Source organism: Acidobacteriota bacterium, from assembly GCA_018001935.1.
GTDB lineage: Bacteria > Acidobacteriota > JAAYUB01 > JAAYUB01 > JAAYUB01 > JAGNHB01.
Window position 1 is genome coordinate 45196 of sequence record JAGNHB010000014.1, and the last position, 24548, is coordinate 69743.

The 24548-nt window shown below is 66.9% G+C and carries 19 protein-coding genes; 8 read left to right on the top strand and 11 right to left on the bottom strand.

Annotated elements, in window-relative coordinates:
• Positions 1-31 precede the first annotated feature (31 nt).
• Complete coding sequence (locus KA419_07860) at positions 32-319, bottom strand: DUF3303 family protein (GenBank protein ID MBP7865852.1); 288 nt, start codon at positions 317-319, stop codon at positions 32-34.
• 83 nt (positions 320-402) lie between these two features.
• Here KA419_07860 and KA419_07865 point away from each other — a divergent pair, with 83 nt between their 5' ends.
• Positions 403-1953, top strand: a complete 1551-nt coding sequence (locus tag KA419_07865; GenBank protein ID MBP7865853.1) for a formylglycine-generating enzyme family protein — start codon at positions 403-405, stop codon at positions 1951-1953.
• A 17-nt stretch (positions 1954-1970) separates the two neighbouring features.
• Here the strand turns inward: KA419_07865 and KA419_07870 are convergent, their stop codons facing one another.
• Positions 1971-4655, bottom strand: a complete 2685-nt coding sequence (locus KA419_07870) for a PAS domain S-box protein (protein MBP7865854.1) — start codon at positions 4653-4655, stop codon at positions 1971-1973.
• Between the two features lie 276 nt (positions 4656-4931).
• Between KA419_07870 and KA419_07875 the strand changes: the two genes are divergently transcribed.
• Entirely contained in the window at positions 4932-7373 is a 2442-nt protein-coding gene (locus KA419_07875) for an ABC transporter substrate-binding protein (protein ID MBP7865855.1), read from the top strand.
• Positions 7374-7423: 50 nt separating this feature from the next.
• The gene (locus tag KA419_07880; GenBank protein MBP7865856.1) at positions 7424-9358 is read left to right on the top strand and encodes a protein kinase; all 1935 of its coding nucleotides are present in this window, start codon (positions 7424-7426) and stop codon (positions 9356-9358) included.
• Here the strand turns inward: KA419_07880 and KA419_07885 are convergent.
• On the bottom strand, positions 9328-10392 hold the full coding sequence (locus KA419_07885) for a flippase-like domain-containing protein (protein ID MBP7865857.1): 1065 nt from the start codon (positions 10390-10392) through the stop codon (positions 9328-9330). The two genes, KA419_07880 and KA419_07885, sit on opposite strands and share 31 nt — an antisense overlap.
• Entirely contained in the window at positions 10389-10580 is a 192-nt protein-coding gene (locus KA419_07890) for a hypothetical protein (protein ID MBP7865858.1), read from the bottom strand. The genes KA419_07885 and KA419_07890 overlap by 4 nt, the downstream gene beginning before the upstream one ends.
• A 133-nt stretch (positions 10581-10713) precedes the next feature.
• On the opposite strand from KA419_07890, the gene KA419_07895 reads away from it, so the two are divergent.
• From KA419_07895 to KA419_07905, 3 genes are read left to right on the top strand one after another with little or no spacing between them, the layout of a single operon-like run.
• Complete coding sequence (locus KA419_07895) at positions 10714-12477, top strand: ABC transporter substrate-binding protein (protein ID MBP7865859.1); 1764 nt, start codon at positions 10714-10716, stop codon at positions 12475-12477.
• 1 nt (position 12478) lies between these two features.
• Complete coding sequence (lepB, locus tag KA419_07900) at positions 12479-13072, top strand: signal peptidase I (GenBank protein ID MBP7865860.1); 594 nt, start codon at positions 12479-12481, stop codon at positions 13070-13072.
• The gene (locus KA419_07905) at positions 13072-13635 is read left to right on the top strand and encodes a YdeI/OmpD-associated family protein (protein ID MBP7865861.1); all 564 of its coding nucleotides are present in this window, start codon (positions 13072-13074) and stop codon (positions 13633-13635) included. Before lepB ends, KA419_07905 begins: the two co-directional genes overlap by 1 nt.
• Positions 13636-13652: 17 nt before the next feature.
• Here KA419_07905 and KA419_07910 read toward each other — a convergent pair whose 3' ends face one another.
• From KA419_07910 to KA419_07930, 5 genes are all read right to left on the bottom strand, one after another.
• Positions 13653-14126: a hypothetical protein gene (locus KA419_07910; protein ID MBP7865862.1), complete on the bottom strand. Its 474-nt coding sequence runs from the start codon at positions 14124-14126 to the stop codon at positions 13653-13655.
• Between the two features lie 392 nt (positions 14127-14518).
• Positions 14519-16603: a methionine--tRNA ligase gene (metG, locus tag KA419_07915; protein ID MBP7865863.1), complete on the bottom strand. Its 2085-nt coding sequence runs from the start codon at positions 16601-16603 to the stop codon at positions 14519-14521.
• A 235-nt stretch (positions 16604-16838) separates the two neighbouring features.
• Positions 16839-17942, bottom strand: a complete 1104-nt coding sequence (locus tag KA419_07920; GenBank protein ID MBP7865864.1) for a glycosyltransferase family 4 protein — start codon at positions 17940-17942, stop codon at positions 16839-16841.
• A complete protein-coding gene (locus KA419_07925) occupies positions 17943-18152 on the bottom strand; it encodes a type II toxin-antitoxin system HicA family toxin (GenBank protein MBP7865865.1) in 210 nt (69 codons plus the stop codon).
• Positions 18149-18400 carry a type II toxin-antitoxin system HicB family antitoxin gene (locus KA419_07930; GenBank protein ID MBP7865866.1) on the bottom strand — a complete coding sequence of 84 codons (252 nt, stop codon included), beginning with the start codon at positions 18398-18400 and terminating at the stop codon, positions 18149-18151. Before KA419_07930 ends, KA419_07925 begins: the two co-directional genes overlap by 4 nt.
• Positions 18401-18543: 143 nt before the next feature.
• Between KA419_07930 and lexA the strand changes: the two genes are divergently transcribed.
• Complete coding sequence (gene lexA, locus KA419_07935) at positions 18544-19149, top strand: transcriptional repressor LexA (protein ID MBP7865867.1); 606 nt, start codon at positions 18544-18546, stop codon at positions 19147-19149.
• A gap of 683 nt (positions 19150-19832) precedes the next feature.
• Complete coding sequence (dinB, locus tag KA419_07940; GenBank protein MBP7865868.1) at positions 19833-20987, top strand: DNA polymerase IV; 1155 nt, start codon at positions 19833-19835, stop codon at positions 20985-20987.
• Between the two features lie 13 nt (positions 20988-21000).
• Here the strand turns inward: dinB and KA419_07945 are convergent, their stop codons facing one another.
• Complete coding sequence (locus KA419_07945; GenBank protein ID MBP7865869.1) at positions 21001-22326, bottom strand: TIGR04013 family B12-binding domain/radical SAM domain-containing protein; 1326 nt, start codon at positions 22324-22326, stop codon at positions 21001-21003.
• Complete coding sequence (locus tag KA419_07950) at positions 22323-24548, bottom strand: dienelactone hydrolase family protein (GenBank protein MBP7865870.1); 2226 nt, start codon at positions 24546-24548, stop codon at positions 22323-22325. Before KA419_07950 ends, KA419_07945 begins: the two co-directional genes overlap by 4 nt.

Below are 24548 nucleotides of genomic sequence, written 5' to 3' on the forward strand. Positions count from 1 at the left end.
GGACCCCGGGCCAGGATGCCGTTATTCTAACCTACTGCCCTGAATCGTCAGAACGCGAGGCGGCCTTCTCCGCCGCTTCTGCGGAGGTCATCACGGGGATGACCTCGAATTCGACGAGGTCGAGCCAGTTCGCCATCCAGGCATCGAGAAGGCCGCGGTCTCCCGTCTCCATGACCTGGTAACACCGCTTCAGTTCGAGATCCACCCAACTGGAAACGTACGTCAATCCAACCGGAGCCAGGCGGCCGCGCTCCCGGAAACGCCGGTACACGGGGAGGGGGTCTCCGTTCCGAAAATGTTCGACAATCATGTATAGCATTGGACATTCCCTCACATAATTTCCGTGATATCCTGACGCTGTATTATATCCTCACTGAAAAGGCCAAGAAAAAGGAGTTTCAGATGAAGAGAACCAGCCTGCTTTCCGCGGTGATCCTGCTCTGCCTGTCCGGGTCCGTGGCGGCCGCCCTTGACGCCTGGTGCCCCCACGTCACCGCCGCGGGAGGGTGGAAGACGGGAATTTCCCTCTTCAACCCGGGAAACGCAGCCGTGGATGTTTCAGTGGCGCGGTACGGCACGGACGGCAGCCCGAGCGGGGCCCCGATCACCCTGAGCGCCGCCCCCCGGTCCTGGACCGCCGTGACCCCCGCCGACCTGGCCTTTGAAGGGACCGCGCACCTGAGCGCCCCGTCCGACCTGGAAGTCAAGCTCTCCTACCAGCAGGGAAGCACGGAGGACGTCTGCGAGTTCTTCCTGACGGGAGAAGCGGTGCGCAGTTGGGTCCTGCCCAACACGGTGCGGTCCTGGATGGCTTACACCGGCATCGCCCTGATGAACCCGCTTTCATCGCCGGTCGCGGTGACCCTGGAGGCCTGGCTCAACGGTAGCCTGGTGGCCACCAACACCGTCGTGGTGAGCGGCGGGCAGCAGTACATCCGGCTCAGCAACGAAATCTGGCCGGGCCTGTCTTATGACGGGCTGGACACCGTTCAGATCTATGCCGCCGTCCCGATCCCCGCTCCCCTCGATATCACGGGGAACGTGGCCGGCGACCGTCACCTCTTTTTCAGCGCCCGCAACGTGAGGACGCCTGGTGAACTAGAGGAAACCGACCCCATCTTGGGGAACCTGGTCTACGTCCCGTCGGGGAAGTTCACCCAGGGTTCGCCGGTGTCGGAAGCCTGCCGAAACGCCTCGGTCGAGGTCCAATTCCCTCACACGCTGACGAAGCGCCTCGCCGTGATGGAAACGGAGGTGACCCGGCAGATGTGGGCGGACTTGAAAGCGGTCCAGCCGACCCTTCCGGCCGACATGACGGACACGGCCATCAGTCCCGGGATGACTTGCCCCGTTCAGAAGATCCAATGGTACGAGGCCGTGCTGTTCGCCAACCTCCTCTCGGTTCAGAGAGGGCTGATCCAGTGCTACTACGTGGATGCGGCGTTCACCGACCCCATCACGGCACTCAACCATACCGGTCCGGTGTACTGCAACTGGGAAGCCGGTGGTTTTCGGTTGCCCACCGAGGGGGAGTGGGAGTACATCTGCCGGGCGGGGACGACCACCGCCTTCTGGGTCACCGAGCCGCTTTACGGGACCACGACCTGCAGCACCTGCTCGCCTTCCCCGGCCTTGACCGCGTTCAACCTGTCGGCGTGGTGGTGCGCGAACAGTACGAACCAGACGCAGCCGGTCGGCCATTTGAATGCAAATCCATGGAACCTGCGGGAGGTCCATGGCAACGTCTGGGAATGGTGCTGGGACCGGTTCGCCAATGATTATCCCGCCGGCGCCCAGACCGATTACCGGGGTCCCGACACGGGAACGGCCCGCGTGGTTCGGGGTGGCGCCTGGAATTCGGACGCGACCTCCTGCCGGTCGGCGGGTCGGGGTTTGATCACCCCGCTCGGCCGGGAGAACTACTGCGGCTTCCGCCTCGTTCGGAAAGACTGAAAAGGATAGGCCGCCGGTCACTCCCGGGGGATTCGCAGGTCCAGCACTTCCCTCACCTTGTTGACGAGCGCGTGGACGGTGAAGGGCTTCTGGAGGAATTGGACCCCCGGCTCCAGCACGCCGTGCCGGGCGATGGTGTCGGCAGGATGCCCGGAGATGAAGAGGGTGCGGATCCCCGGCCGGAGGGCCGCCACTTTCCGGCTCAGGGCCTTCCCGTTGATTCCCGGCATCACCACGTCCGTGACGAGCAGGTGGGCCGGCCCGTCGTGACGGTGAAGGAGGTCCAGGGCCTCCCGGGGGGACCGCGCCGCCAGGACGGCGTACCCGTACTTCCGCAGGGCGGCCTCGGCGAGGTCGAGGATCTCCTCGTCGTCCTCCACCAGCAGGACGGTTTCCGTGCCCCGGGCCGGCTTGCGCTCCACGTCTGTGGCCGGCTTCCGGACCGGGGCAGTCCGGACCCGCGGCAGGTGGATGCTGAAGACGGTGCCGCGCCCGGGTTCGCTCCGCACGCTGATCACCCCGTTGTTCTGGCGCACGATGCCGTAGACGGTGGCCAGCCCGAGGCCGGTCCCCTGGCCCAGCTCCTTGGTGGTGAAGAAAGGCTCGAAGAGGCGGGAAAGGACGTCGGGGCCCATGCCGCAGCCGTTGTCGGCCACCTCCAGGAGGACGTACTCCCCGGGGGAGGCGTCCGGGTATGCTTCACAGTACGCCGGGTCCAGGACGGCGTTCGCGGTGGCGATGGTCACCCGTCCGGCCCCCCCGACGGCGTCCCGGGCGTTGACGGCCAGGTTGGCCAGGACCTGGTCGACCTGGACGGGGTCCACTTCCACCGGCCAGAGGGCGGCCCCCGGTTTCCACTCCAGTTCAATGCCCTCGCCGATGAGCCGCCGGAGCATCCTGAGCATCCCCGCCAGGGTCTCGTTCAGGTCCAGGACCACGGGGTTCACCGTCTGCTTCCGGGCGAAGGCCAGCAGTTGGCGGGTCAGTTCCGCGGACCGGGCGGCCGCCTGGCGGATCACCTGCAGGTTCTCGTGCAGGCCTGACCCCGGCTCGGCCGAAGACAGGGCCATGTCCGCGTATCCCGAGATGAGCTGGAGGCTGTTGTTGAAGTCGTGGGCCACGCCGCCCGCCAGTCTGCCGATGGACTCCATCTTCTGGGACTGGAGGAGTTGCTCCTCCAGGGCCCGCTGTTCCGTGATGTCCCGCGCGGTGGACAACCCACCGGCCACGTTTCCCCGGTCGTCCTTGAGGACCCTGCACCACCACGCGAGCAGCCGTTTGCGACCGTCCCGACGCCGCTGCCAGCTCTCGAGGTAGATCACGTCCTCCCGGCCGTCGAAGATGGGTTGGACGAGACGGTAGGTGTCCTGGTCCCCCTCGAAATAGAACCGGGCCTCCCTGCCCACGACGTCGTCGCCGAAAAAGGCCAGGCCGGCCTGGTTGGCCCAGGTGTACACCTTGTGGGTGTCCACTTCCATGAGGATGTCCGGGATGGCCGAGAGCATGGCTTCCTGCCGGCTGGAGAGAGCGCGCAGGGCATCCTCCGCCCGCCTGCGCTCGGTGATGTCGCGGGTGGAAACCTGGATCTCCGTTACCTCCCCCGAGGCCGGGTCGCTGATGGACCGGCTGGCGGCCTCCACCCAGGTGCAGGTCCCGTCCTTGCGAAGGAACCGGAAAACGTTGAGGTCGGCTTTCGGGGACTCGACGGCCCGGACCCGTGAGAGCTCGATGCGGGGCTGGTCGTCCGGGTGGATGATATCGAAGGCTGAGCGGCCCACCAGGTCCTCCGGTTCATAGCCGAACAATCGCCGGCTGGCCGGCGAGACGTAGCGGAACGACCCGTCCGGGCTGTGCCGGGTGATCATGTCCACCGAGTTCTCGGCCAGGAGGCGGAATTGTCGCTCGCTTTCGCGGAGGGCTTCCTCGGTCCGCTTTCGCTCGGTGATGTCGATCTGGATGCCGTCCCAGCAGGTCGAGCCGTCCTCCATCCGCCGAGGGGTGGAGGCGAAGCCGAACCAGCGGACTTCACCGGAGAGAAGTCGGATGCGGGCCTCCGTGGCGAAGGGAACGAAGGCGTGATAGGCGGCCTCCTCCTCCTGGTGGACCCGGGAGGCGTCCTCCGCCAGGACCCTCCCGTAGATGCGGAGCGGGTCCGCCATCGCCTCCTCGGGGGTGCAGCCGAAAAAGCGCCGGACCGCTTCGCTGACGTAGGAGAACCGCCGCCCGCCGTCCGGGGTGCGGATGATCTGGTACAGCATGGCGTTGGGCAGGTTGCTTCCGAGGGAGCGCACGAGGGCTTCGCGCTCTCGCAGCGTCTTCTCGGTTTCCTTGCGTCGGGTGATGTCCTCCGCGATGGAGAGGTGGAGCCGTTTTCGAAGGCCGGGCCGGCGGAGGGGCGAGACCGTCAGGTTCACCCAGACCGTGTGGCCCTGCTTGTGGACGTATCGTTTCTCGAGGGTGAACTCCTCGATCCGCCCGTCTGCGAAGCGCTGTTTGAGGTCGAGGTCCACCCCGAGGTCGTCGGGGTGGGTGATGGTCACCCAGGTAGTGGCCTCGAGTTCCTCCCGCGTGTACCCCACCAGGTCGCAGTAGCGCTGGTTGACCCGGACGAACCGCCCCGTCGCGGATTCGATCAGCGCGACGCCCACCACCGCCTGCTCGAAGCCGAGGGAGAATTCCGGCGGCAGGTCTTCGTGCTTCATGCTCGCATCTCCTCAAGGGCGAGCCGCTCCGTAGCGCTCCGGCCAATCCCCGCCGTCGTTCCCGTGACGATCACGTGCTTTTCGATGAACCGTTTCATGGCGGACTCCTTCAAATCCTCTACAGCCCCCTGGCCGTGTGACCCCACTATACCACGGGTCGGGCCGCCCCGTTCCCCGGGGCGGGCACGAGCGGGCGGGGTGATGAAATATCTCAACCCGGCGTTTCGGGGTGGTATAATGCCTTCACCCGTCGGAATGTGGAACGGGGTCGAACGGATGAAGACACGACTCGCGACCTTCATGCTCTGGATGCTTGCAGGCTTCGGCCCGGTCCTGCCGACTGTTCCCCCGAGCCCGCCGACACCCGTCTCGCCGGAGGCGGCGCCCGCGCCCGAGCGGCCGCTTCCCCTCCGGATCGGCGTCCTGGGCCCCCTCTCGGGCAGCAACGAGCCCGGCGGGCGGGGGCAGCTCAACGCCGTGGTCCTCGCGGTCGAGGAGGCCAATGCCGACGGCGGGGTCAACGGGCGCCCCCTGGAAGTGCTCGAGGCGGACGACGCCGGCCTTCCGGACCTCTCCCGAGAAGGGGTCCGCCGGTTGCTGGACCAGGGCTGCGTGGCCATCCTCGGGGCGATCAACAGTTCGTGCACCCGCGCCGCCATGGCGGAGTGCGCCGAGCGGAAAGTACCCATCCTCACGTCCAGTTCCACCGCGAGCCGGCTGACGTCCGTCGGAAACAAGTGGGTCTTCCGGTGCATCGAGTCCGACAGCAGCCGCATGTTCCAGATCGCCAAGTACCTGGTGGAGGACCAGGGGATCGGCCGGATCGGCATCCTCTACGAGAAGGACGAGTTCGGTCAGGGGCTGCGGGACGACCTCGTCTCGAACCTCCGGGCGTTCAAGCGGGAACTGGCCTACATGGGGAGTTTCCACCGGGACCAGTCGGATTTTTCCCCCCTGCTGGAAGCGGCGGGCGAGAAAGGCGTCGAAGCGCTGGGGCTCTGCGGCATCACGCCGGACAACATCCGGATCGCCCACCAGGTCAAGGCCATGGGGTTGGACGTCCGCCTCTTCGCGCCGGACGTGAACGAGCGCTACCTGGCCACCGGCGGGGAGGGCGTCGAGGACCTGGTGGCCACCGACACCTTCTACACCTCCCAGGAGAAACGGGACCTGAAGGACTTTCTCCTCAAATACCGCACCCGCTTCGGGCGGGAGGCCGGGCCCCATGCGGGGCGGGCCTACGACGCCGCCCGCATCCTCGTCGCCGCGCTCCGGCGTGCCGACCCTCCCGGGGGGGAGACCCTGAGGGAGGCCCTGCTGGCCACCGAGAACTTTCCCGGCCTGACCGGGGACTTCAATTTCAAACCCAACGGCGACGTCATCAAGAAGGCGGCCATCGTCGCCATCCACGGCGGGAAGTTCATTCCCGTCTCGGACCTGGCCTTCCAGAGCCGCCAGCGGTCCCTCCTGGTGATCCTGATCCCCGTCCTGCTGACGGCCTTCGGCCTGGTCCTGTGGACGGTGGCCCGCGTCCGGAAGACGGTGCGGGAGAAGTTGCGCCGGCGGTCCATGGCGGAGTTCCGGCCGATCCGCACCAACCCGTACATCGTGGGCAACCCGGTCCGGGAGAAGGCGATGTTTTTCGGGCGGGAGGACGACTTCCAGTTCATCCGGAAAAACCTGGAACGGCGGGACAGCGGCGCCTGCATCGTCCTGTGCGGGGAGCGGCGGAGCGGCAAGACCTCGATCCTCTACCAGGTCCTCAACGGGCGCCTGGGGGAGCAATTCGTCCCCGTGCTCATCGACCTGCAGCTCTACGGGAACGTCTCCGACGACATCGACTTCTACGGCCGCATGGCCACGGAGATCGAGGAGAGCCTGCGGAAGCGGGGGATCGTCATCCAACCGTCCGGGGACGTGGGAGGGCGGCTTCGCCTGGAGTTCATCCTGAACGCGCTCACCGGCCTGGGCGGGGAGCGGAAGTACCTGCTGCTCTTCGACGAGTACGAGATCCTGGAGACCCTCATCGAGAACGATGCGCTTCACCGCGCCACCATCGACTACCTGAGCGGGGTCCTGGAGAAATACCCTTCCTTCAGTTACGTGCTCACCGGTTCGACCCGGCTCGAGGACCGCCGGACCCCCTACTGGCGGCACCTGATCGGGAAGAGCCTCTGCCGGAAGATCAGCTTCCTCACCCGCGCGGACACGCTCCGGCTCATCCAGGAGCCCCTCAGGGGACTGGTGTTTTACGAGGAAGGCGTCCCCGAGCGCATCTGGCGGTTGACGGCGGGGCAGCCGTTCTACACCCAGGCCGTCTGCATGAACGTGGTGGACCACCTCAACGAGATTTCACGCAACCTGGTGGGCGTGGCCGAACTCGCCGCGGTGACGGACCAGATCCTGGAGAACCCGCTCCCCCAGATGCTCTACTTCTGGGAGAGCTTCGAGTACCCGGAAAAGCTGGTGCTCTCCCTGCTGGCCGAGGCCCTCAAGGACGAGGGGGACTGGGTGGACGTCCCGGCCCTCCAGGCCCACGCCGAATCCATCGAGTTCTCCGAACCGCTGGACGTGGAAGGTACGAACAAGGCGCTGGAAAGTCTTTTCGCGAGGGAGATGCTCAACCGGGGGGGCGAAGGGTTCCAGTTCCGGATGGACCTGTTCCGCCCCTGGATCCAGCGGGACCACTCGCCGTGGCAGGTGCTCAGCGAGGGGTAGCGGCATCCCGGGGCCCGGGCCCCACGACAATCACGGAGCGGAGGGAGGGCATGGTCAAGAACCCTTACCTGGAGCGGGCGGCGATCCGGGACATCCACCACTTCTTCGGGCGCCGGCGCGAGGTGTCGCGGATCTTTTCCCGCATCGGCGCCGCCCGGCCGCAGTCGGTGTCGGTGGTGGGCGAACGGAGGATGGGGAAGTCCTCGCTCCTCAACTACGTGGCATCGCCGGAGATCCGGGCGAAGTCCCTGGAGGACGAGAACCGCTACGCCTTCGTCAAGATGGATTTCCAGGAGCGGAAGAACATCGCCCTCCAGGAGTTTTTCCGGGAGTTCATCCTGCTCGTCATGGAGGCCGGGGACTTCTCCGCCACGATCCCCCCCGACTTCGACGGGGTCCGCAACGCCGTGGCGTCCCTGCAGAAGAAGGGCCGCAAACTCATCGTCCTCTTCGACGAGTTCGACATCGTCACCTCCAACCCCGCCTTCGGGGAGGACTTCTTCTCCTTCTTCCGCTCCATGGCCAACAATTACGACCTGGCGTACATCACCAGCTCCCGGCGCGACCTCCAGGAACTCTGCCACACCACCCGGGTGGCGGACTCGCCCTTCTTCAACATCTTCAGCACCATCAACCTCGGCGTCTTCAGCCGGGAGGAGGCCGTGCAGCTGATTGCGCTCCCCTCGGCCGAGGCCGGCGTCCCCCTCGAGGGCCACGCCGAGCTGATCCTCCGCACGGCCGGCCTCTTCCCGTTCTTCCTCCAGATCGCCTGCTGCGCGCTGTTCGAAACCCTGACCACCGAGGGCTGCATGAACGAGGCCCTCTTCGCCGACGCATTCCGGGAGGAAGTGAACCCCCACTACAACTACCTGTGGGAACAGTTCTCCAACGACGAGCGCAAGGTCCTGGCCACCGTCCGCCGGGGCGAGAAGATCCCTCCCAACGCCATGTACCTTCTGAAGAAACTTGAACGGGAGGGGTACGTGCGTACCGAGGGGGGAAAGATGACGCTCTTCTCCACCTCCTTCGCCGCCTTCACCGAGGAGAAGGAGATGGAACACACGGTCGTCCTGGAGGACACCGTTCACATCAACCGCACCGAGGACGACAACACCCGGGTGTTCCTCAGCGTCACCGACACGGGGAGCCTTCAGCGGCTGGGGAACTTCGAGATCCTCGGAAAGCTGGGCGAAGGGGGGATGGGCACGGTGTTCAAGGCCGAGGACACCCAGCTCAAGCGAACCGTCGCCATCAAGGTCCTGACCCTCCAGGTGGGCGCGGACTCGGTGCTGCGAAAGCGCTTCATCCGGGAGGCGCAGGCCGCCTCCGCCCTCAACCACCCCAACATCTGCACCATCTTCCAGGTCGGGCACCAGGAAGGCATCGAGTTCATCGTCATGGAGTTCGTCCAGGGACGGACCCTCAAGGAGATGATCCGGGAACGCGTCTTCTCCGCCGTGGACACCGCCCGCATCGGCATCCAGGTGGCCGACGCCCTCGACGCCGCCCACGCCCTCAAGCTGGTCCACCGGGACATCAAGCCCGCCAACATCATGGTGACCTTCCAGGGGCGGGTCAAGATCCTCGATTTCGGCCTGGTCAAGGACCTCGGCACCGGTCCCATCCGCAAGTCCGGCGAGACGGGCCTGACGGAACAGGGCGCCATTCTCGGCACCGTGAACTACATGTCGCCGGAACAACTCAAGGGCGAGCCCGTCGACCATCGAACCGACATCTTCTCGCTGGGGATGGTGCTCTACGAGATGTCCACGGGGCAGCAACCCTTCGCCGGGGACAACTACATCAGCGTGATGCACGCGATCCTCTACCAGGCGCCGAGGCCCTTCCCGCCCGGTTTCCCGGAGGAACTGCGCATCCCCATCCTGATGTCCCTGGAGAAGGACCCGAGCGATCGCCCCTCCAGCATCGCTCACCTTCGGAAGGAACTCCACACCTATCTTCGGATGGTCTCCCCGGAACCCTGACGCCCGGCCGGCACACCCGGGCCGGAACGGCGGAAAAGGGTGAAAAGGCCGCTCCGGGCGAAGGCCAGGGCGCCGAGGACGGCCAGCGGGACCGTGGCGACGAGGAAGCCGGTCCCGGCGAAACCCCCCGCGGAGGAACGGTCGACGCCGAAGAGGACCAGGGCCGAGGTGACGAGGAACTGGTGGGTCCCGACGTTTGCGGGGGTGTTGGGCATCGCCGTGCCCAGCCGGAGGACACAGAAGACCACCAGGACCGCGGGGGTCCCCAGGGGGAATCCCCAGGCCCGGATCATGGCGGCCAGGGCGGCCGTCTTGACGATGAGGATCCCGGCGGAAACGGCGAAAGCGCCCCAGAAGTTGCGCGAGAACCCGGTGGCGCGCAGGCCTTCGCCGGCGACGAGCAGGAAGCGCCGGACCCTGCCGCGCGCCGGGAACCCGGCCGGGTGGTTTTCGGGGAGCGGGGGAGCGGGGCGGCGGCGGCTGTACAGGGCCACGAGGATCAGGAACGAGGCCCCGAGGGGGACGATCATCAACCCCAGGACGAGGGCGGCGCGGAGCAGGGCGCCGGGAAGGGGGACGAGCGTGGCGGTCACGGCGGCCAGCAGGAAGAGCCAGAACCCGTCGAGAAGCCGCTCCACGCCCACGGTGGGGAGGACCCTCGCGTAGGGGGTGCCGCGCTCGCGCGCCACCAGCCACGGCCGCAGGAATTCGCCCGGGCGGAAGGGGAGGAACTCGTTCACGAAGAGCCCCGCGAAGATCGCCCGGGTGGCGAGGTTCACCGGGACGTGCCCGGGGCCGCCCAGGAGGAGAGCCCAGCGAAGGCCGTGCACCCGGTAGGCGAAGATGTCCAGGCCGGCGGAGACGAGCGCCCAGCCCCAGGAAACCCGGGCGAGGTCCCCGAGGATCCGCCGGCCGTCCATGTCGTGGAAGACCCACACGAGGACCCCCAGCGCCACGGCGTAGCCCGCCAGGATCCGTGCCGGGCTCGGGGAAGGGAAGGGGAGGGGGGCGAGGCCCCTTTCCGGTGACTTCACGGGCCCCCCACCGCGGCGGGCCGGTCCGCGACGAGCCCGAGACGCAGCCCCCGGGGGTTCACCCGGGGGAACCCCGTCCCGGTGCCCCTGGCGATCCCTCGCGGGATCGGGTAACCGGCCGGGATGGGGCCCGCGACCCTGATCCCGACGACGTTCGCGCCCATGTCCGGACCGGCGGGATGCTGCACTGCCGTCCTCCTTCCTCCGAGGGAGGGGATTATAACGCAAAAGGCCGATTCTGGAAATCGAGCGGAATTAAATGTTGATGAGAGAACATTTCGTGTGTTATAAGTTGGGTGATCTTGGGTCAACGAGGCGTTTATGGAAAAGGCATTCCGGATCGTTCGAGTGGTTGTCCTGGGCATGATGGCTCTCGGCCTCACGGCGTGCGAGAAGCTGCTGGAACCGAAGACGGAGATCAAGGTCCCCGAGTACAAGATTTCGGATTGCGCTCCGGGCGTCGCTACCGACAAGTTGCGGCTCGGGATTCCCTCCGCGCCGCTGACGCTGAACCCCGTCCTGGCGAGGGATCGCGTTTCCCGGTTCCTGGCGGGCCAGTTGACGGCGACCCTGTACCGGTTCAACCCCGTCACCCTGGACTTCGAGCCGCACCTGGCCACCCGGTTCAACCGGGAGCCCGACGGCAAGACCTTCACCATCCACCTTCGCCCCAACCTCACCTTCAGCGACGGGAGAACGCCTTTCACGGCGGAAGACGTGCTCGCCACCCTGAAGTACATCACGAACACCAAGATCTCTTCCTCCCTGACGGCCTACCTCTCCTACTACAAGGGCCGGCTGGAGTTCAGCAAGATCGACGACTACACCATCCTGTGCAAGGCTCCCGAGAGCATGATCGCCTTCGAACCGGTCCTGGCCAGGATTCCCGTGCTCTGCGAGCGGCAGATCCGGGAGGCCGAGAACGCGCCCGAGTCCCTGCTCTCCCTGCAGACGGTCAAGCCGGACACCTTCCTCGGTCTCGGCCCTTTCGTGCTGAAGCAGCTCGAAGCCGAGAAAATTGTCCTGGGCCGTAACCCCCACTACTGGGTCCAGGACGTGGTCGGGCGCAAGCTCCCCTACACCGAGGAGCTGCAGTTCACGGTGACCCCGAACTCCGCGGAGATGGAAAGCGCCCTCGAGACCGAATCGATCGACATCGTGGACAACATGGACCCCGTCAAGTGGGCCCAGCTCAAGAAAGTGGGCGAGTTCGCCATGTTCCCGTCCAGCGAGGCGGAAGCGACCCCCTCCTGCCTGCAGTACCTCCTGTGGTTCAACCAGAGTGTCAAGGAGTCCGGCGACAGCGAGGAGCGCATGATCCACTCGTCCTGGCTGAAGCAGCCGGCGTTCCGGACCGCCTTCTTCATCGCCCTCAACCGGGCGGAATCTCTCGGTGAGGCCAAGGGCAAGGTCGAGATCTCGAACTGGTTCCTGCCGGACTGCTACGCGGATTACAACGATCCTGCCCCCCGGCCCGAACCCAACCCGGCCGAGGCCCGGCGGGTGTTGACGGACAAGACCATCTTCCGCTTGACCGGCGCGGAGGGGAGTTACAAACTGGAGGATTCGGAGGGCAACGCCGTCGCCATCAAGCTGGCCGTCGTCCAGGGGGACCTCACGGCCAAGACCCTCGGGACGGAACTTGTGAAAACCTTCAAATCCCTTGGGATCGGCGCCACCGTGATGGAACTGTCCTTCGCGGAGCTGATGCAGAAGTTCGCCACCGCAGACTATGACGTCGTCCTCCTCCCGGTGGACACCATCGCGCACCCCTACTTTCTCCGCGAAGTGTTCTCCTCCATGTCTTACGGCCGCCCGTACGCCCCCGAGGCGAACGCCCAGCCGGACCCCGTCCAGAAAGCCCTGAACGATGCCCTTGACAGGCTTTATCAGTCTCCGGGTTACGATGTGCGCTGTGCAGCCGCCCGCGATGCCCAAGCCCTGGCACTCAAGGGAGGGTTCGCCGTTTCGCTGGTGCGCCCCCGGACCTTCTTCGGCGCCCAGAAGACCCTTCAGAACCTTCGTTCGGGTCCCGCGGTCACCACCCTATTGTGGAACCTGGAAGAGATCTTCAAGAAAAAGTGACATGACCGACCCGATTCCGGGCGGGGCTCCGCCTGCCGCCCCCAACCGCTCGAAAAGGCCGCTGCGTTTCGCTCTGCGGTGCATCCGTGACCTGGTCATCGCGGCGGCCCTTGTGCACCTCGTCACTGCCTTCTTCCTCCAGCCGGTACGGGTGGAGGGCGACAGCATGCAGCCCGGGATCCGTGACGCGGAGCGGATCTTCATCAACAAGTTCTCCTACCGCTTCGGCGACGTCCACCGGGGGGACGTCGTGGTCTTCACGCCGCCGTCTGACGCGGGGAAGACCTGCATCAAGCGCGTCGTCGGGCTTCCCGGGGAAACCATCCGCATCTCGGACGGGGCGGTCTTCATCGACGGGAAACGTCTCCACGAGCCCTACATCGTTCCCGCTACCCGCTCCGAAGGCGATATCGACGGTTTCACGATCCCGGGCGGAAACTACTTCGTCCTGGGCGACCACCGGGACTTCAGCAACGACAGCCGGAACTGGGGCCCGATCCCGGGGGACCAGATCCTCGGGAAGGCCGTTCTCCGCTACTGGCCGCCGTCGGCCTTCGGCCTCATCGGCGGGGCCGCCGCCCCGAAGTCCCCGTGATGGAATGCTTCTTCGAATCCGCGGCCGGGTGGCGGGACTGGCTGGAGAAGCACCACGCGTCGGAACGAGTGGTCTGGCTGATTTTCTACAAGGCCCACACCGGACGGGTCTCCCTCCGCTATGAAGAGGCCCTGGACGAGGCCCTTTGTTACGGTTGGATCGACAGCATCATCAAGCGGATTGATGACGAACGCTACTGTCAGAAGTTCACGCCGCGGACGAACACCCTCCGGTGGTCCGATGCCAACGTTGTCCGGATGCGCCGACTGATCGCCGAGGGCCGCATGACCGACATCGGGCTCTCCAAGGTGGGAGACCCGTCCATCCTGGAGCAGGACCCGCCCCCGCGCGCCGATGTCCCCGCTGACGATCCCCCCGATTTCATCCGGGAAGCCTTCGAGGCCGAACCGGCGGCGGGCACCGCCTTTGGGGCGCTCACCCCGGGCCGTCGTCGCCTTTACCTGCGCTGGGTCCTGGACGCCAGGCGCGACGAAACCCGCCGCAAGCGCCTCCAGGAACTCATCGGCCTGCTGAAGGAAGGGAAACCGCTGTCGATGAAGTGATCCCTGTCAAGATGTCCTCAGCGGGGAGCCGGCGGGTTGAGGACGAAGAACCGGCCCAGGTCTCCAAGTTGGCATCCGAGGGAATAGAGGGCGAGGGAGAAGGCGACGTTTTCCGCCGGGAGGGTGCAGGCGGGGTCGGAACAGAGGATCATCCTCTGATTGATGTAATAGCTTTTTCGGGCGAAGTGTTCGGTGTACCCCTTGGCCTGGAGAGTGAATACACCGTGGCCGACCCGGGAGGAGAAGAAGTAACCGTCGATACTCTGGGGGGGATCAGTCAGGAAGCGCGGATGCAGATAGTTGTGTCGGGCCAGTTCCTGAAGCGTTGCGAAGTTCCCGAACTTGTCGGCGAATGCTCTTTCGGTGGAAGCAAAGTTCTTCATTAATTCACTTGTCGGTGTATGCCGTGACCCTTTCGTGGACGTCGAGCAATATATGCAGAGAAGGCAGAAGGCCAGCGAGCAGATGATCCTGATTCTAAAGGCATTCATGGAAAACTCCTGACCGGGATCCTCTATCTCTTACGGTCCCAAGGGTGGAGGGGTTTCATCAGACCGATCAGACCGATCGGACGGATCCGACGGATTCGTCGCCCAGGCCTCCCGGCAGCTTCCTGGAAAGCCGTGAATGACCGGTGATGGCAAGAACGAAAGGCGGTCGGGTCTCAGTCTCGGTTACGATCCCGACGGCGATACCGATCCCGATATCCCCGGCCTTCCGGCTCCTGACTCCTGACTTCTGACTCCTGGCTACTGATTCCGACCTTCAGCCTGACAGCCTTCAGCCTATCGACCTTTCGACTGCGACTGCGATACCGATTCCGATTCCGACCCCGATGGGAATCCCTCCGAACCTACAGCCTAACAGCCTTCAGCCTAACAGCCTACTTTATCCCCCCGTCCACCCCGCGATCGACAACCACGGGGGCATCACCCGCCAGGAGCAGGAGGTCGCCGTAGAGGGGCTTGCCGCCTTCCGAGCGCAGGGTTACCTTCTGGAAGTCGGTGATCTCGATCTGGGGCGTCCCGTCGAAGGGGACCCCCTTCGGGCGGACCGGGGTTCCCGGGAGGGCCTCCGTGGTCAGCACGCCCAGGGCGGTCTCGCTGGAGGCGGCCAGGAGCATCCCCTGGCTCTCCATGCCGCGGAGCTTGGCGGGCTTGAGGTTGGCCACCACCACGATGTGCTTGCCGAGGAGTTCCCCATCGGTGTAGAACGTGCGAATCCCGGCGCAGAGCTGGCGTTTCCCCGTGCCGAGGTCCACCTGCATGACCACCAGCTTGTCCGCCTTGGGGTGGGAGCCCACCTCCACGATCTTCCCCACGCGAAGGTCCACGGCGGCGAAGGGGTCGGCCTTGACGAGTTCCACGCTCTCCAGGCGGGGGATCAGGGGCGCCGGGGACCCGATCTCGTGGCCGAGCAGGTCGAAGCGGGCGTCGGCAAAGACCTGGTGAGGCAGGCCCAGCTGGCGCTCCAGTTCGGTGCAGAGAACGGGGACCACCGGTTTGAAGAGGATCCCGAGGATCCGGACCAGGTTGACGGTGAAGGAGACCACCCGGTGGGCTTCGGCACGGTCGGTCTTGAGAAGGGCCCAGGGGGCCTTCGCCTGGAAGTAGCGGTTCCCGAGGTCCCCGATCTCCAGGATCTCCCGGACGGCGAGGCGGAAGTCCGTCTTCCGGTAGGCCGCTTTCACGCGCTCGACCCGCTCCAGGACGTCCTTTTGCAGGTCCGGTTCCCCGGGGTCGCCTTCCGCGGTGCGCCCGTCGAAGTTCTTCTGAAGGAAGGTGAGGGTGCGGTTGGCGAAGTTGGCGAAGTTACCGATCAACTCCGCGTTGACCTTCTTCCGGAAATCCTCCAGGTCCAGGTCGATGTCGGCCAGCTTGGGCGACAGGTTGGCGGCGTAGTAGTAGCGCAAAAACGCCGGGTCGAGCTTCTCCAGGTAGTCGCGGGCCGTGAGGTAGGTCCCCCGGCTCTTGGACATCTTCTCGCCGTTGACGGTGAGGAACCCGTGGACGTGGATGTTCTCGGGGACGTTGAAGCCGGCCCCCATGAGCATGGCGGGCCAGAAGAGGAAGTGGAAGTAGATGATGTCCTTGCCGATGAAGTGGATGACGCGGGCCCGGTCGCCGACCCAGTACGACTCCCAGTCGCGCCCGGTGCGCAGGCAGAGGTTGCGGCAGGAGGCGATGTAGCCGATGGGGGCGTCGAGCCAGACGTAGTAGTACTTGTCGGTCTCGCCCAGGATGGGGAAGCCGAAGTAGGGGGCGTCCCGGGAGATGTCCCAGTCCTTGAGCCCCTCGTCCACCCAGTGGAGGATGTAGTTGCGGATCTCGGGCTGGAGGTTCTCGTTCCCCGTCAGCCAGGCCCGGAGGCGGTCGGCGTAGTTGGCCAGCTTGAAGAAGAAGTGGCGGGACGTCCTGTGCCCCGGGGGGGTCCCGCAGATGACGCAGGAGGGGGACACCAGGTCGGTGGGGTTGTAGGTGGCGTTGCACCGTTCGCAGTTGTCGCCGTACTGGTCGGGCGCGCCGCAGCGCGGGCAGGTGCCCTTCACGAAGCGGTCGGGGAGGAAGCGGTTGCAGCGGGCGCAGTGGGTGAGGTCCACTTCCTTGGTGTAGATGTCGCCGTTGTCCCGGAGCCGGGAGTAGATGAGGTCGGCGCACTCCTTGTTCTCGGGGCTGTTGGTGCTGTAGAAGTTGTCGAAGCGGATCTGGAACTCGGCGAAATCCTTCCGGTGTTCGTGCCACACCTTCTCGACGAGGGCCTCGGGGGTCACGCCCAGCTTCGCGGCGTTCACCTCGATGGGCGTGCCGTGGGTGTCGTCGGCGCAGCAGTAGACGACGTCCTCGCCCATGAGGCGCAGGGCGCGCACGTAGACGTCGGTCTGGATGTACTCCACCAGGTGGCCCAGGTGGATCGGCCCGTTGGCGTAGGGCAGGGCGCTGGTGACGATGATGGGCTTGGGATTATCCATGACGTGAACCTCCACGAAGTCGCAAACCGTTCCTTATAGCAGGAAAAGCCCGCCGTTTCAACGCCCGAAGTCGTTTCGATACGCCTATAAATACACGAAGGGAATTCGGCCCGCGAATAACGCCAATCGACGCGAGTATATAAAACGAATAATATCTTTTGATTACTCGATTCCAGTTCGCGTTCGTTCGCGTGATTCGCGGGCAAATATCCCTTCGTGGTGTTTCGCGGGGTGATCAGTTCCGTTCGAGGGCGCGGAGGTAGAAGTCCCGGTAGGCGGAGGCCATGCGGTGGAGCCCGAAGTCCCGCTCCGCCCGGGCGCGGCCGGCCCGGCCCAGGGCGGCCCGGCGCTCCGCATCCTCGAGGAGCGCGTCCAGGGCCGACGCCAGGGCGCGTGCGTCGCCGACGGGAACCAGGATCCCCGTCTCCCCGTCCGCCACGAGGTCCAGGACGCCCCCCGCCCGGGTGGCGGCCACGGGAAGCCCCGCCGCCATGGCCTCCATGACGGAGAGGCCCTGCCCCTCGCTGTCGGAGGACGACACGTAGAGGTCGGCGGCCCGGAGCAGGGCGGGGAGGTCCTCCCGGTAGCCCTCGAAGACGACCCGCGGAAGGTCCCGATCCCGGACGAGCGCCCGGAGCGACCCCTCCAGCGGGCCTTCCCCCGCCAGACGAAGACGGGCCGAGGGGTGGCGGGGCGCCACGGCCGCCCAGGCCTCGAGGAGGAGGCGGTGGTTCTTCTCCGCCGAGAAGTGACCGGCGCTCACCACCGCGAGTTCGGCGGGGGCGATCCCCAGGGACGAACGGTGAGTGTCCCGGTCTTCTGGCAGGGGGAAGAGCTTGATGCCGTTGGGGATAACGTCCACCCGGGCCGGTCGCACGCCGCCCCGGACGAGGGTGTCCCGCACGAAAGCGGAGACGGCGGCGAAGCGGCGGACCGCCCGGTACTTCCACCGGGAGAGGCGCTTGACGGGGAAGGCCACGTGCCGGGTCACCGCCAGGGGGATGCCGGTCCGGACGAGGGCCGGCAGGGCCAGGGCGTGGGCGTGGGAGGTGTGGGCGTGAACGAGGTCGAAACCTCCCGAAACGGCCAGGCGGCGCAGGCGGCGAAGGGCAGCAAGGTCGAGAGGACCCCGGGCGTCCAGGGGCTCGACCGCCTTCCCCGCGGCCTCGAGCCTTTGGGCCAGCGGGGACCCCGGCGGGCAGGTGGTGACGGCGTCCACGCCGCCGGGCAACTCCGACACCAGGGAGGCCAGCATCCGCTCACCGCCGCGCCACCCCCGCTCGGTGCTCACCATGAGCACGCGGAGGTCCCGGCCGGGTTTGGTGTCGTGAGGGAGCATTCAGGCGTCCTCGAACTCTTTCCGGGAGATGTGCAGTTCCTTCAGAATTCGAGAAATCAGGCTCGGCCCGATGTCCCGTGTGCTGTGATACGGAATCGGGACCTGTCTGCCCGTTTTCGGATTTCGCCAGATCTCGTGGCTGCCCGCACCATATCGTGTTAAATGACAGCCAAGCCGAAGAGGTTTTTTTTGGAGCTCGGAGTACTTCATACCACCACAGCAACGTGAGACGTGAAGGGGAATTCCTTGAAGCGCCGGATACGGTCCGGAAGCGGATCCCCGGATGCCTTCATGGAAGCGATCAGGGCCGAGGCCACACGCGGGGCTTCCTCGATGATCTCTTCCACCGTGGTCCCCGCCACCAGCAGACTCGGCAGTTCGCTGCAGGTGGCGAGATACCGATAATCTCCTCCGTCCTTGAGTTCCTCAATGACCAGTTCAAGATCAAAGATTTCCATGCGTGCAATCTCCCTCCTTCCGGGGCATCTCTCAAAATAACTATAGCATAATCAGGACGGTTTTGGGTTCCCCGTTCTTTGGGCTTGATTTTCACCTTATTTCCACCTATCATGGGAAGTGAGAGCAGGCAGGAGGTGAACACATGTCCCCCACGCGGCGCCAGTCGGAAGTCCTGGATTTCATCGCGGCATTTCTCCGGAAGCGCGGCTACAGCCCCAGCCTGGAGGAGATCGGGCGGGGGACGGGGATCGCGTCCGTCAACGCCGTGCACAAGCACGTCAAGGCCCTGGAGCGGGAGGGGCTCGTCCGTCGGAGCCCGCACGCCGCCCGGAGCGTGGAGCCGGTGGGGCCGCCGGCCGAGGAGGGGGTGGAACTCCCCCTCCTGGGTGTCATCGCCGCCGGCGTGCCCCTGGAGGCGGTGGAGAACCCGGAGGTGCTCCGCGTCCCGGCGGATTTCGTGGGGCGGGGCACCCACTTCGTGCTCCGGGTGAAGGGGGATTCCATGATCGGCGAATGCATCGCCGACGGCGACTTCGTCATCGTGCGGGAGACCCCGTCCGTGGAGAACGGCGAAATGGCCGTGGTGCTGGTGGACGGCGAGAACGTCACCCTCAAGCGCCTCTACCGGGAGCCCGGCGGCATGGTGCGCCTGCAGCCGTCCAACCCGGCCATGGAGGCCTTCCGCTTCCCGGGGGAACGGGTCCGGGTGCGCGGCGTGGTGGTGGGGGTCCTGCGGAAGTATCGGTGAAAGGCTGTAGGCTGTTAGGCTGAAGGCTGTTAGGCTGAAGGTCCGGAGATCTTCCCTTCGGAATCGGTATCGGTATCGGGATCGGTATCGGGGTCGGGATCGGGATCGCAACCGGCGTCGCAATCGGTATCGGGGTTGCCGTCGGGGTCGAGCAGGCTGCAGGCTGGGGGCCTGTGGAGTGCGGCGCGAAGGCTTCCGGAGCGCCGCTTTCACCGCGCCGCGCAGGCTGCCGGAGCGGCGCGATTCAGCTGCCGGTCTCCCCCGGGGCCGACTGCCCGACACGGGTAAGCCGGGTGAGAACCCCGGACGAACACGGACGTCCGCGAATTGCAGCCGGGAGGCTATTGCGATTGCGACAGCGATGGTTTCAACGGTTGGTTTTAGGCCTTGACAAACGTTGATGCGTTCGCAAAAAGTCCTTTTCTCTCACAGAGGCACGGAGGCACAGAGAAATGCAAATCGTATTTAATAGAATCAACAATCCTTACGATTCTTCTCCGTGCCTCTGTGCCTCTGTGAGATCACAACCAGGACTTTTTGCGACCGCATCAACGTTGATCATAGCAGCGATACCGATTGCGATACCGAATTCCGATACCGATAGCGATACCGAATTCCGATACCGATACCGATACCGATTCTGATACCGATACCGATGGGAGAGGCGGGAAGGGAGAGCGGGGATGGGACGGACGATCATGCACGTTGACATGGACGCCTTCTTCGCCGCGGTGGAGCAGCTCTACAACCCGGCGCTGAAGGGCAGGCCCGTCATCGTGGGGGGCGACCCCGACGGCCGCGGGGTGGTCTCCGCCGCGTCCTACGAGGCGCGCCGTTTCGGGGTCCACTCCGCCATGCCCATGGCGTGGGCGCGCAAGCTCTGCCCCCAGGCCGTTTTCCTGACGGGGGACTTCGAGAAGTACAGCCGGGCGTCGGCGATGGTCTTCCGGATCCTCGAGAACTACACCCCCGACGTGGAGGAGGCCTCCGTGGACGAGGCCTACCTGGACGTCACGGGGTGCGAGCGCCTCTTCGGCCCGCCGCTGGCCATGGCGGCCCGGATCCGGGCGGAGATCGCCGACCGCCTGGGCCTGTCGGCCTCCATCGGCATCGGCGCCAGCCGGAGCGCGGCCAAGATCGCCTCGGACCTGGCCAAGCCCGCCGGCATCCTCCTGGTGGTGCCGGGGCGGGAGGCGGACTTCCTGGCGCCCCTCCCGGTGGCCCGGATGCCCGGCATCGGCGACGTGACGGAGCGCCGCATGAGGGCCCTGGGCATCCGGACCCTGGCGGACCTGGCGCGCCTTGACGACGGCCTGCTGGAGCGGGTCTTCGGCGTGTGCGGCCCCGAACTGCGGCGGCGGGCCCGGGGGCTGGACGACCACGGGCTGTCCGCCCCGTCCCCCCGAAAGTCCATCGGCAAGGAGAACACTTTCCCCCGGGACGTGGTGGAGCGCACCGAGGCCGAGTCCACGCTGGCCCTCCTGTGCGAGAAGGTGTGCCGCAAACTCCGGCGGGCGGGCCTCGCCGCCCGGACCGTCACCGTCAAGCTCCGCTACGCCGACTTCCGCACCGTCTCGCGGGCGAAGACCTTCCCGGAACCCGTCCGCTACGACTCGGTGGTGATCCCGGCGGCCCTGGACCTCTTCCGGGCCCTGGACACGCGCCGCCTGGGCATCCGCCTGGTGGGGGTGTCGGTGTCGCGGCTCCGGACGGGCGTCTTCCAGCCCTCCCTGTTCCGGGCGGAGCAGGACGTCAAGGAGGAGGGCCTCTACCGGGGGATCGACGCCATCCGGGAGCGCTTCGGCTTCAAGGCCCTCCGGCGCGCCGCCCGTCTGTAGCGGTCCCCGGCGTTTACGTTGCGGGACCGTTTGATTTTCGGCGGCGGAGGGCCGTCCGGAAGCCGTGGGCGGCGAAGGCCTCCGCTTCCTGGTGCTTCCAGCGACCGCAGTGGAGCCCGGGCGGGAGGCGGTCGATGACCTGCCGGGTCCGTTCGTCGATTCGGGCGGGGGGATGCTTGCCCAGGGGGGTCCCCGGCAGCGGGATGAAGGCGTGGCCGTGGACGATGGCCCCCATCCCGGAGAGCTTTTCCATCACGGCCTCGGTGGCCCGGCGGTCGGTTTCCGTCTCGCCCGGGAGCCCGAAGATGACGTCCACGTAAATGCGGAAGCCCGCGGCCCGGGCGATCTCCACCGCCCGGAAGACGTCCGCCGTGGTGTGGCCGCGGCCGAGGCGTTCCAGGAAGTCGTCGCTCCCGGACTGCAGGCCGACCACCAGGTTGTCGTTGCCCGCCAGGCGCCGGACGAGGTCCACCATCTCCGCCGTCACCGACTCGGGGCGGGTCTCGGAAGGGAAGGAACCGAAGAAGACGTGCTCGGGGCCGAAGAGTTTTCCCGTTTCCCTCAGCAGCGCTTCCACGCCCGCCGGGTTGGGCGTCCGCCCGTCGGGCGACCCGTAGGCGAAGGCGTTGGGGGTGCTGAAGCGGAGGTCCTTGAGACTGCGGGTCCGCCCGGCCTCGCAGGCGGAAAGGACCCGGTCCAGGCTGCGGTGCCGCACCCGCGACCCGAAGAGGAACGGCGTCTGGCAGAACCCGCAGGCCCCCGGGCATCCCCGGGTGATCTCCACGGGACAGAGGAGGCGGCGCGCGGCGGAGAAGGGGAGGAAGTCGTCCAGGTTCACCGGGGGGGGCGGCGGGTTGAATTGAAAAGAGCCGCCCTCCGGCAGAACCAGGCCGGGGAGGCTTGCCAGCGGCTGATCGTCGGCCCACCGCTCCAGCAGGGGGGTGACGACGGCCTCGCCCTCGCCGTGGAAGGCGTAGTCGAACCCGGCCTGGATCGTTCCCACGGGGTCCCCCGAGGGGTGCGTGCCCCCCGCCAGGAACTCGAGGCGGGGGACCGCCCCCGCCAAAGCCTCCCGCGTTCGGGACACGAAACCGGCCATGGCGGGGAGGTGGGGCGTGTGGAAGGAACAGGCGAGCAGGACCTTCCGGAACCGGCGCCCTTCTTCCCGAAGGACGGGGGCCACGTCCTTGTGGGAGAGGAAGCGGACCTCCAGGCCCCCGCAGTCCGGGGGCACGGTGTCCAGGGCGCCGGCCAGGGCCGCCATGCCATGCTTGTTGTAGCGGTCCCGTACGAACACGGCCAGCGTGTCGCCCCGGGTTTCGGTCGCGGCCCGCTTCACCGGGGCACCTCCAGCTCGAGGCCATCGACCCCGGCGACCGGGATTTCGCCGGGCGGTGGGAACTCCCCCGTGAAAACCTGCCGGTCGTTGAGGATGACGGTGAGGGGCCCGACCCCGGGGAGCAGGGGCGCCGCCAGGCGGACTTTCAGCCGGCGGACGCCGCGGGTGCGCAGCCGCACGGTCCGCCCCCCGCCCGCCTCCGCCTCCACCTGGGCGTCGCCGCCCTCTTTCTCCAGGACCTCGACCCAGTAGTGTCTCGGGAAGGCGAGGTCGTGGAGCTGGAAATCCAGCCGGGGGGGGTACGGGTTCCGGGTGTGCCGCAGCAGAAAATCGAGGATCGACCCGCCGATCTCGCCGAGGCCCACGTCGTGCCCGCGGCCCGGGAGCAGTGTCAGCTCCAGGGCGGCTTGCCGGGGGAGTTTCCTCAGGGCGTCGACGGTGTCGCGGCTCGCCCGGGCCGGGATGACCGTGTCCTTCTCCCCGTGGATGAACAGGAGGGGGACGGGGCCGAGGTTGGACAGGAACGCCGCGCCGGGGGGGCCGTCGATCCCGGCGCCGCAGACGGAGACCGCGGCGGCGAGGCGGTCGGGCCAGGCCCGCGCGCAGGAGATCACGCCCGTCCCGCCGTTGCTGTACCCCACCAGGTACACCCGGTCCGGATCGACGTTGAAGGAGGCGCTGACCGACCGCAACACCTCGTGGACGAGGCGGACGGCCTCGCCTTCCCACCAGAACCGGGGGGCCTGGGGAAACACGGCGATGAACCCGGTCCGGGCGACGAGGTCCTGCGTGTAAAGTGCGCCCACCATGGCTCGCCCGTCGCCCCCGGAGAGAAAGACCAGGACCGGGGTCGGGCGGTCGCCGCGGTAGTCTTCCGGGACCCGGACGACGTACGGCCAGCCGGCGAATTCGCCCTCCGGCAGGGGAACCATGAACGACCCCGGGGGGAACGGCGGTGCGTCCGGAAGCGGGGCCGGCCGGCCGGGTGATTTGTCCGGGTCGGCCCCCGCCGCGGCCTGACGGACGAAGAAGTCCGCGTCGGCCAGCGCCTTGTTGCGGAGGCTTCCCACTTCACCGGGAGGCATCGCGCCCAGGAGCCGCGCCGCCAGGGCCCGAAGGCGCGGGGAAGGGGACCCCTGGCAGGGGGCGAGCGCCTCGACCGGCGGTGGTTCGAGCCGGTTGAGGTGGAAGATGGACAGGATCCGGAGACGTTCCGTCTCCCCTGCCGTTTTCAGTCGCGTCGCCAGCGTGTCCCGCACACCGTCGGGGACCCGGGCGCCGGGCAGCAGGAAGCTGCATTCGAGCCCCTCGCGGATGCCCGGGAGGTCCATCCAGGTTTCGGGCCCCTCCCCCGTGGCGGCGCTCTCGAAATCGACGGTCAGGGTCTCGTTCACCTTCCCGAACGCGGTTTCGTAGTGTGCCTCGAAGGACTGCCGCCGGGGGATGCCGGCGGCGGGGTCGAACCACACCGTGCCGGAAAGGTCCCCCTGGGAGAAGGACCGGGAGAATTTCACGCAGGGGTTTCCGCCGCACGTTTCGTTCTGCGACAGGCGGCACCGGAACGCCACGGCGCCCGCGGTCCACGTATCGCCCTCCCGGACGGGGTGGAGAGGCAGGGGCGTCAGCTCGGGGCAGAGGAAGAGCACCTCGCTGGTCCACTCCCGGAGAGCGCTCCAGGGGTGCAAGGCTTCCCCGCGGTTGTTGAGCCGGTTGGCCTCGGCCTGGTACCGGGGCCGCTCCTTCTGCCGGGCATCGAACGCGGGGCGTTCCGCCTCCAGGCGGTCTTTGCCGTCGATCACGCAGCGGACGAGCCGCACGGACACGCGCTCCCGCTGTACCGCGGTGGTGATCAGGCCGTCCTGGACCCGCACGAAAAGCACCTGGGCCCGGCACTCCCCCTCGACCCGCGTCGAGGCGCCCTTCCCGGTGATCTCCCGGGTGAAGCGCTCGCGGAAGACCCACCGGGAGCCGGGCTGGAAGCCGTACTTCAGGACGATTGCCGCCCCCCCCTGGCCCGGGTTGTCGCCGCCCGCCGCCCGGCCGCCCGACAGGGCCGCCAGGGCTTCCAGCCCGACGAGAAACCGGAGTGCGGCTTTCGCCAGTCGTGACGGTTTCGTTCGAGAAGGAGAAAGACCCCCGCGGCACCCCGGGGGGGTTGGCTTGGGCCGGGCGGCGGCTTCCCCGGGACCTGGGGCGGTCGGTTTGATTCTGCGGCTGGTCAT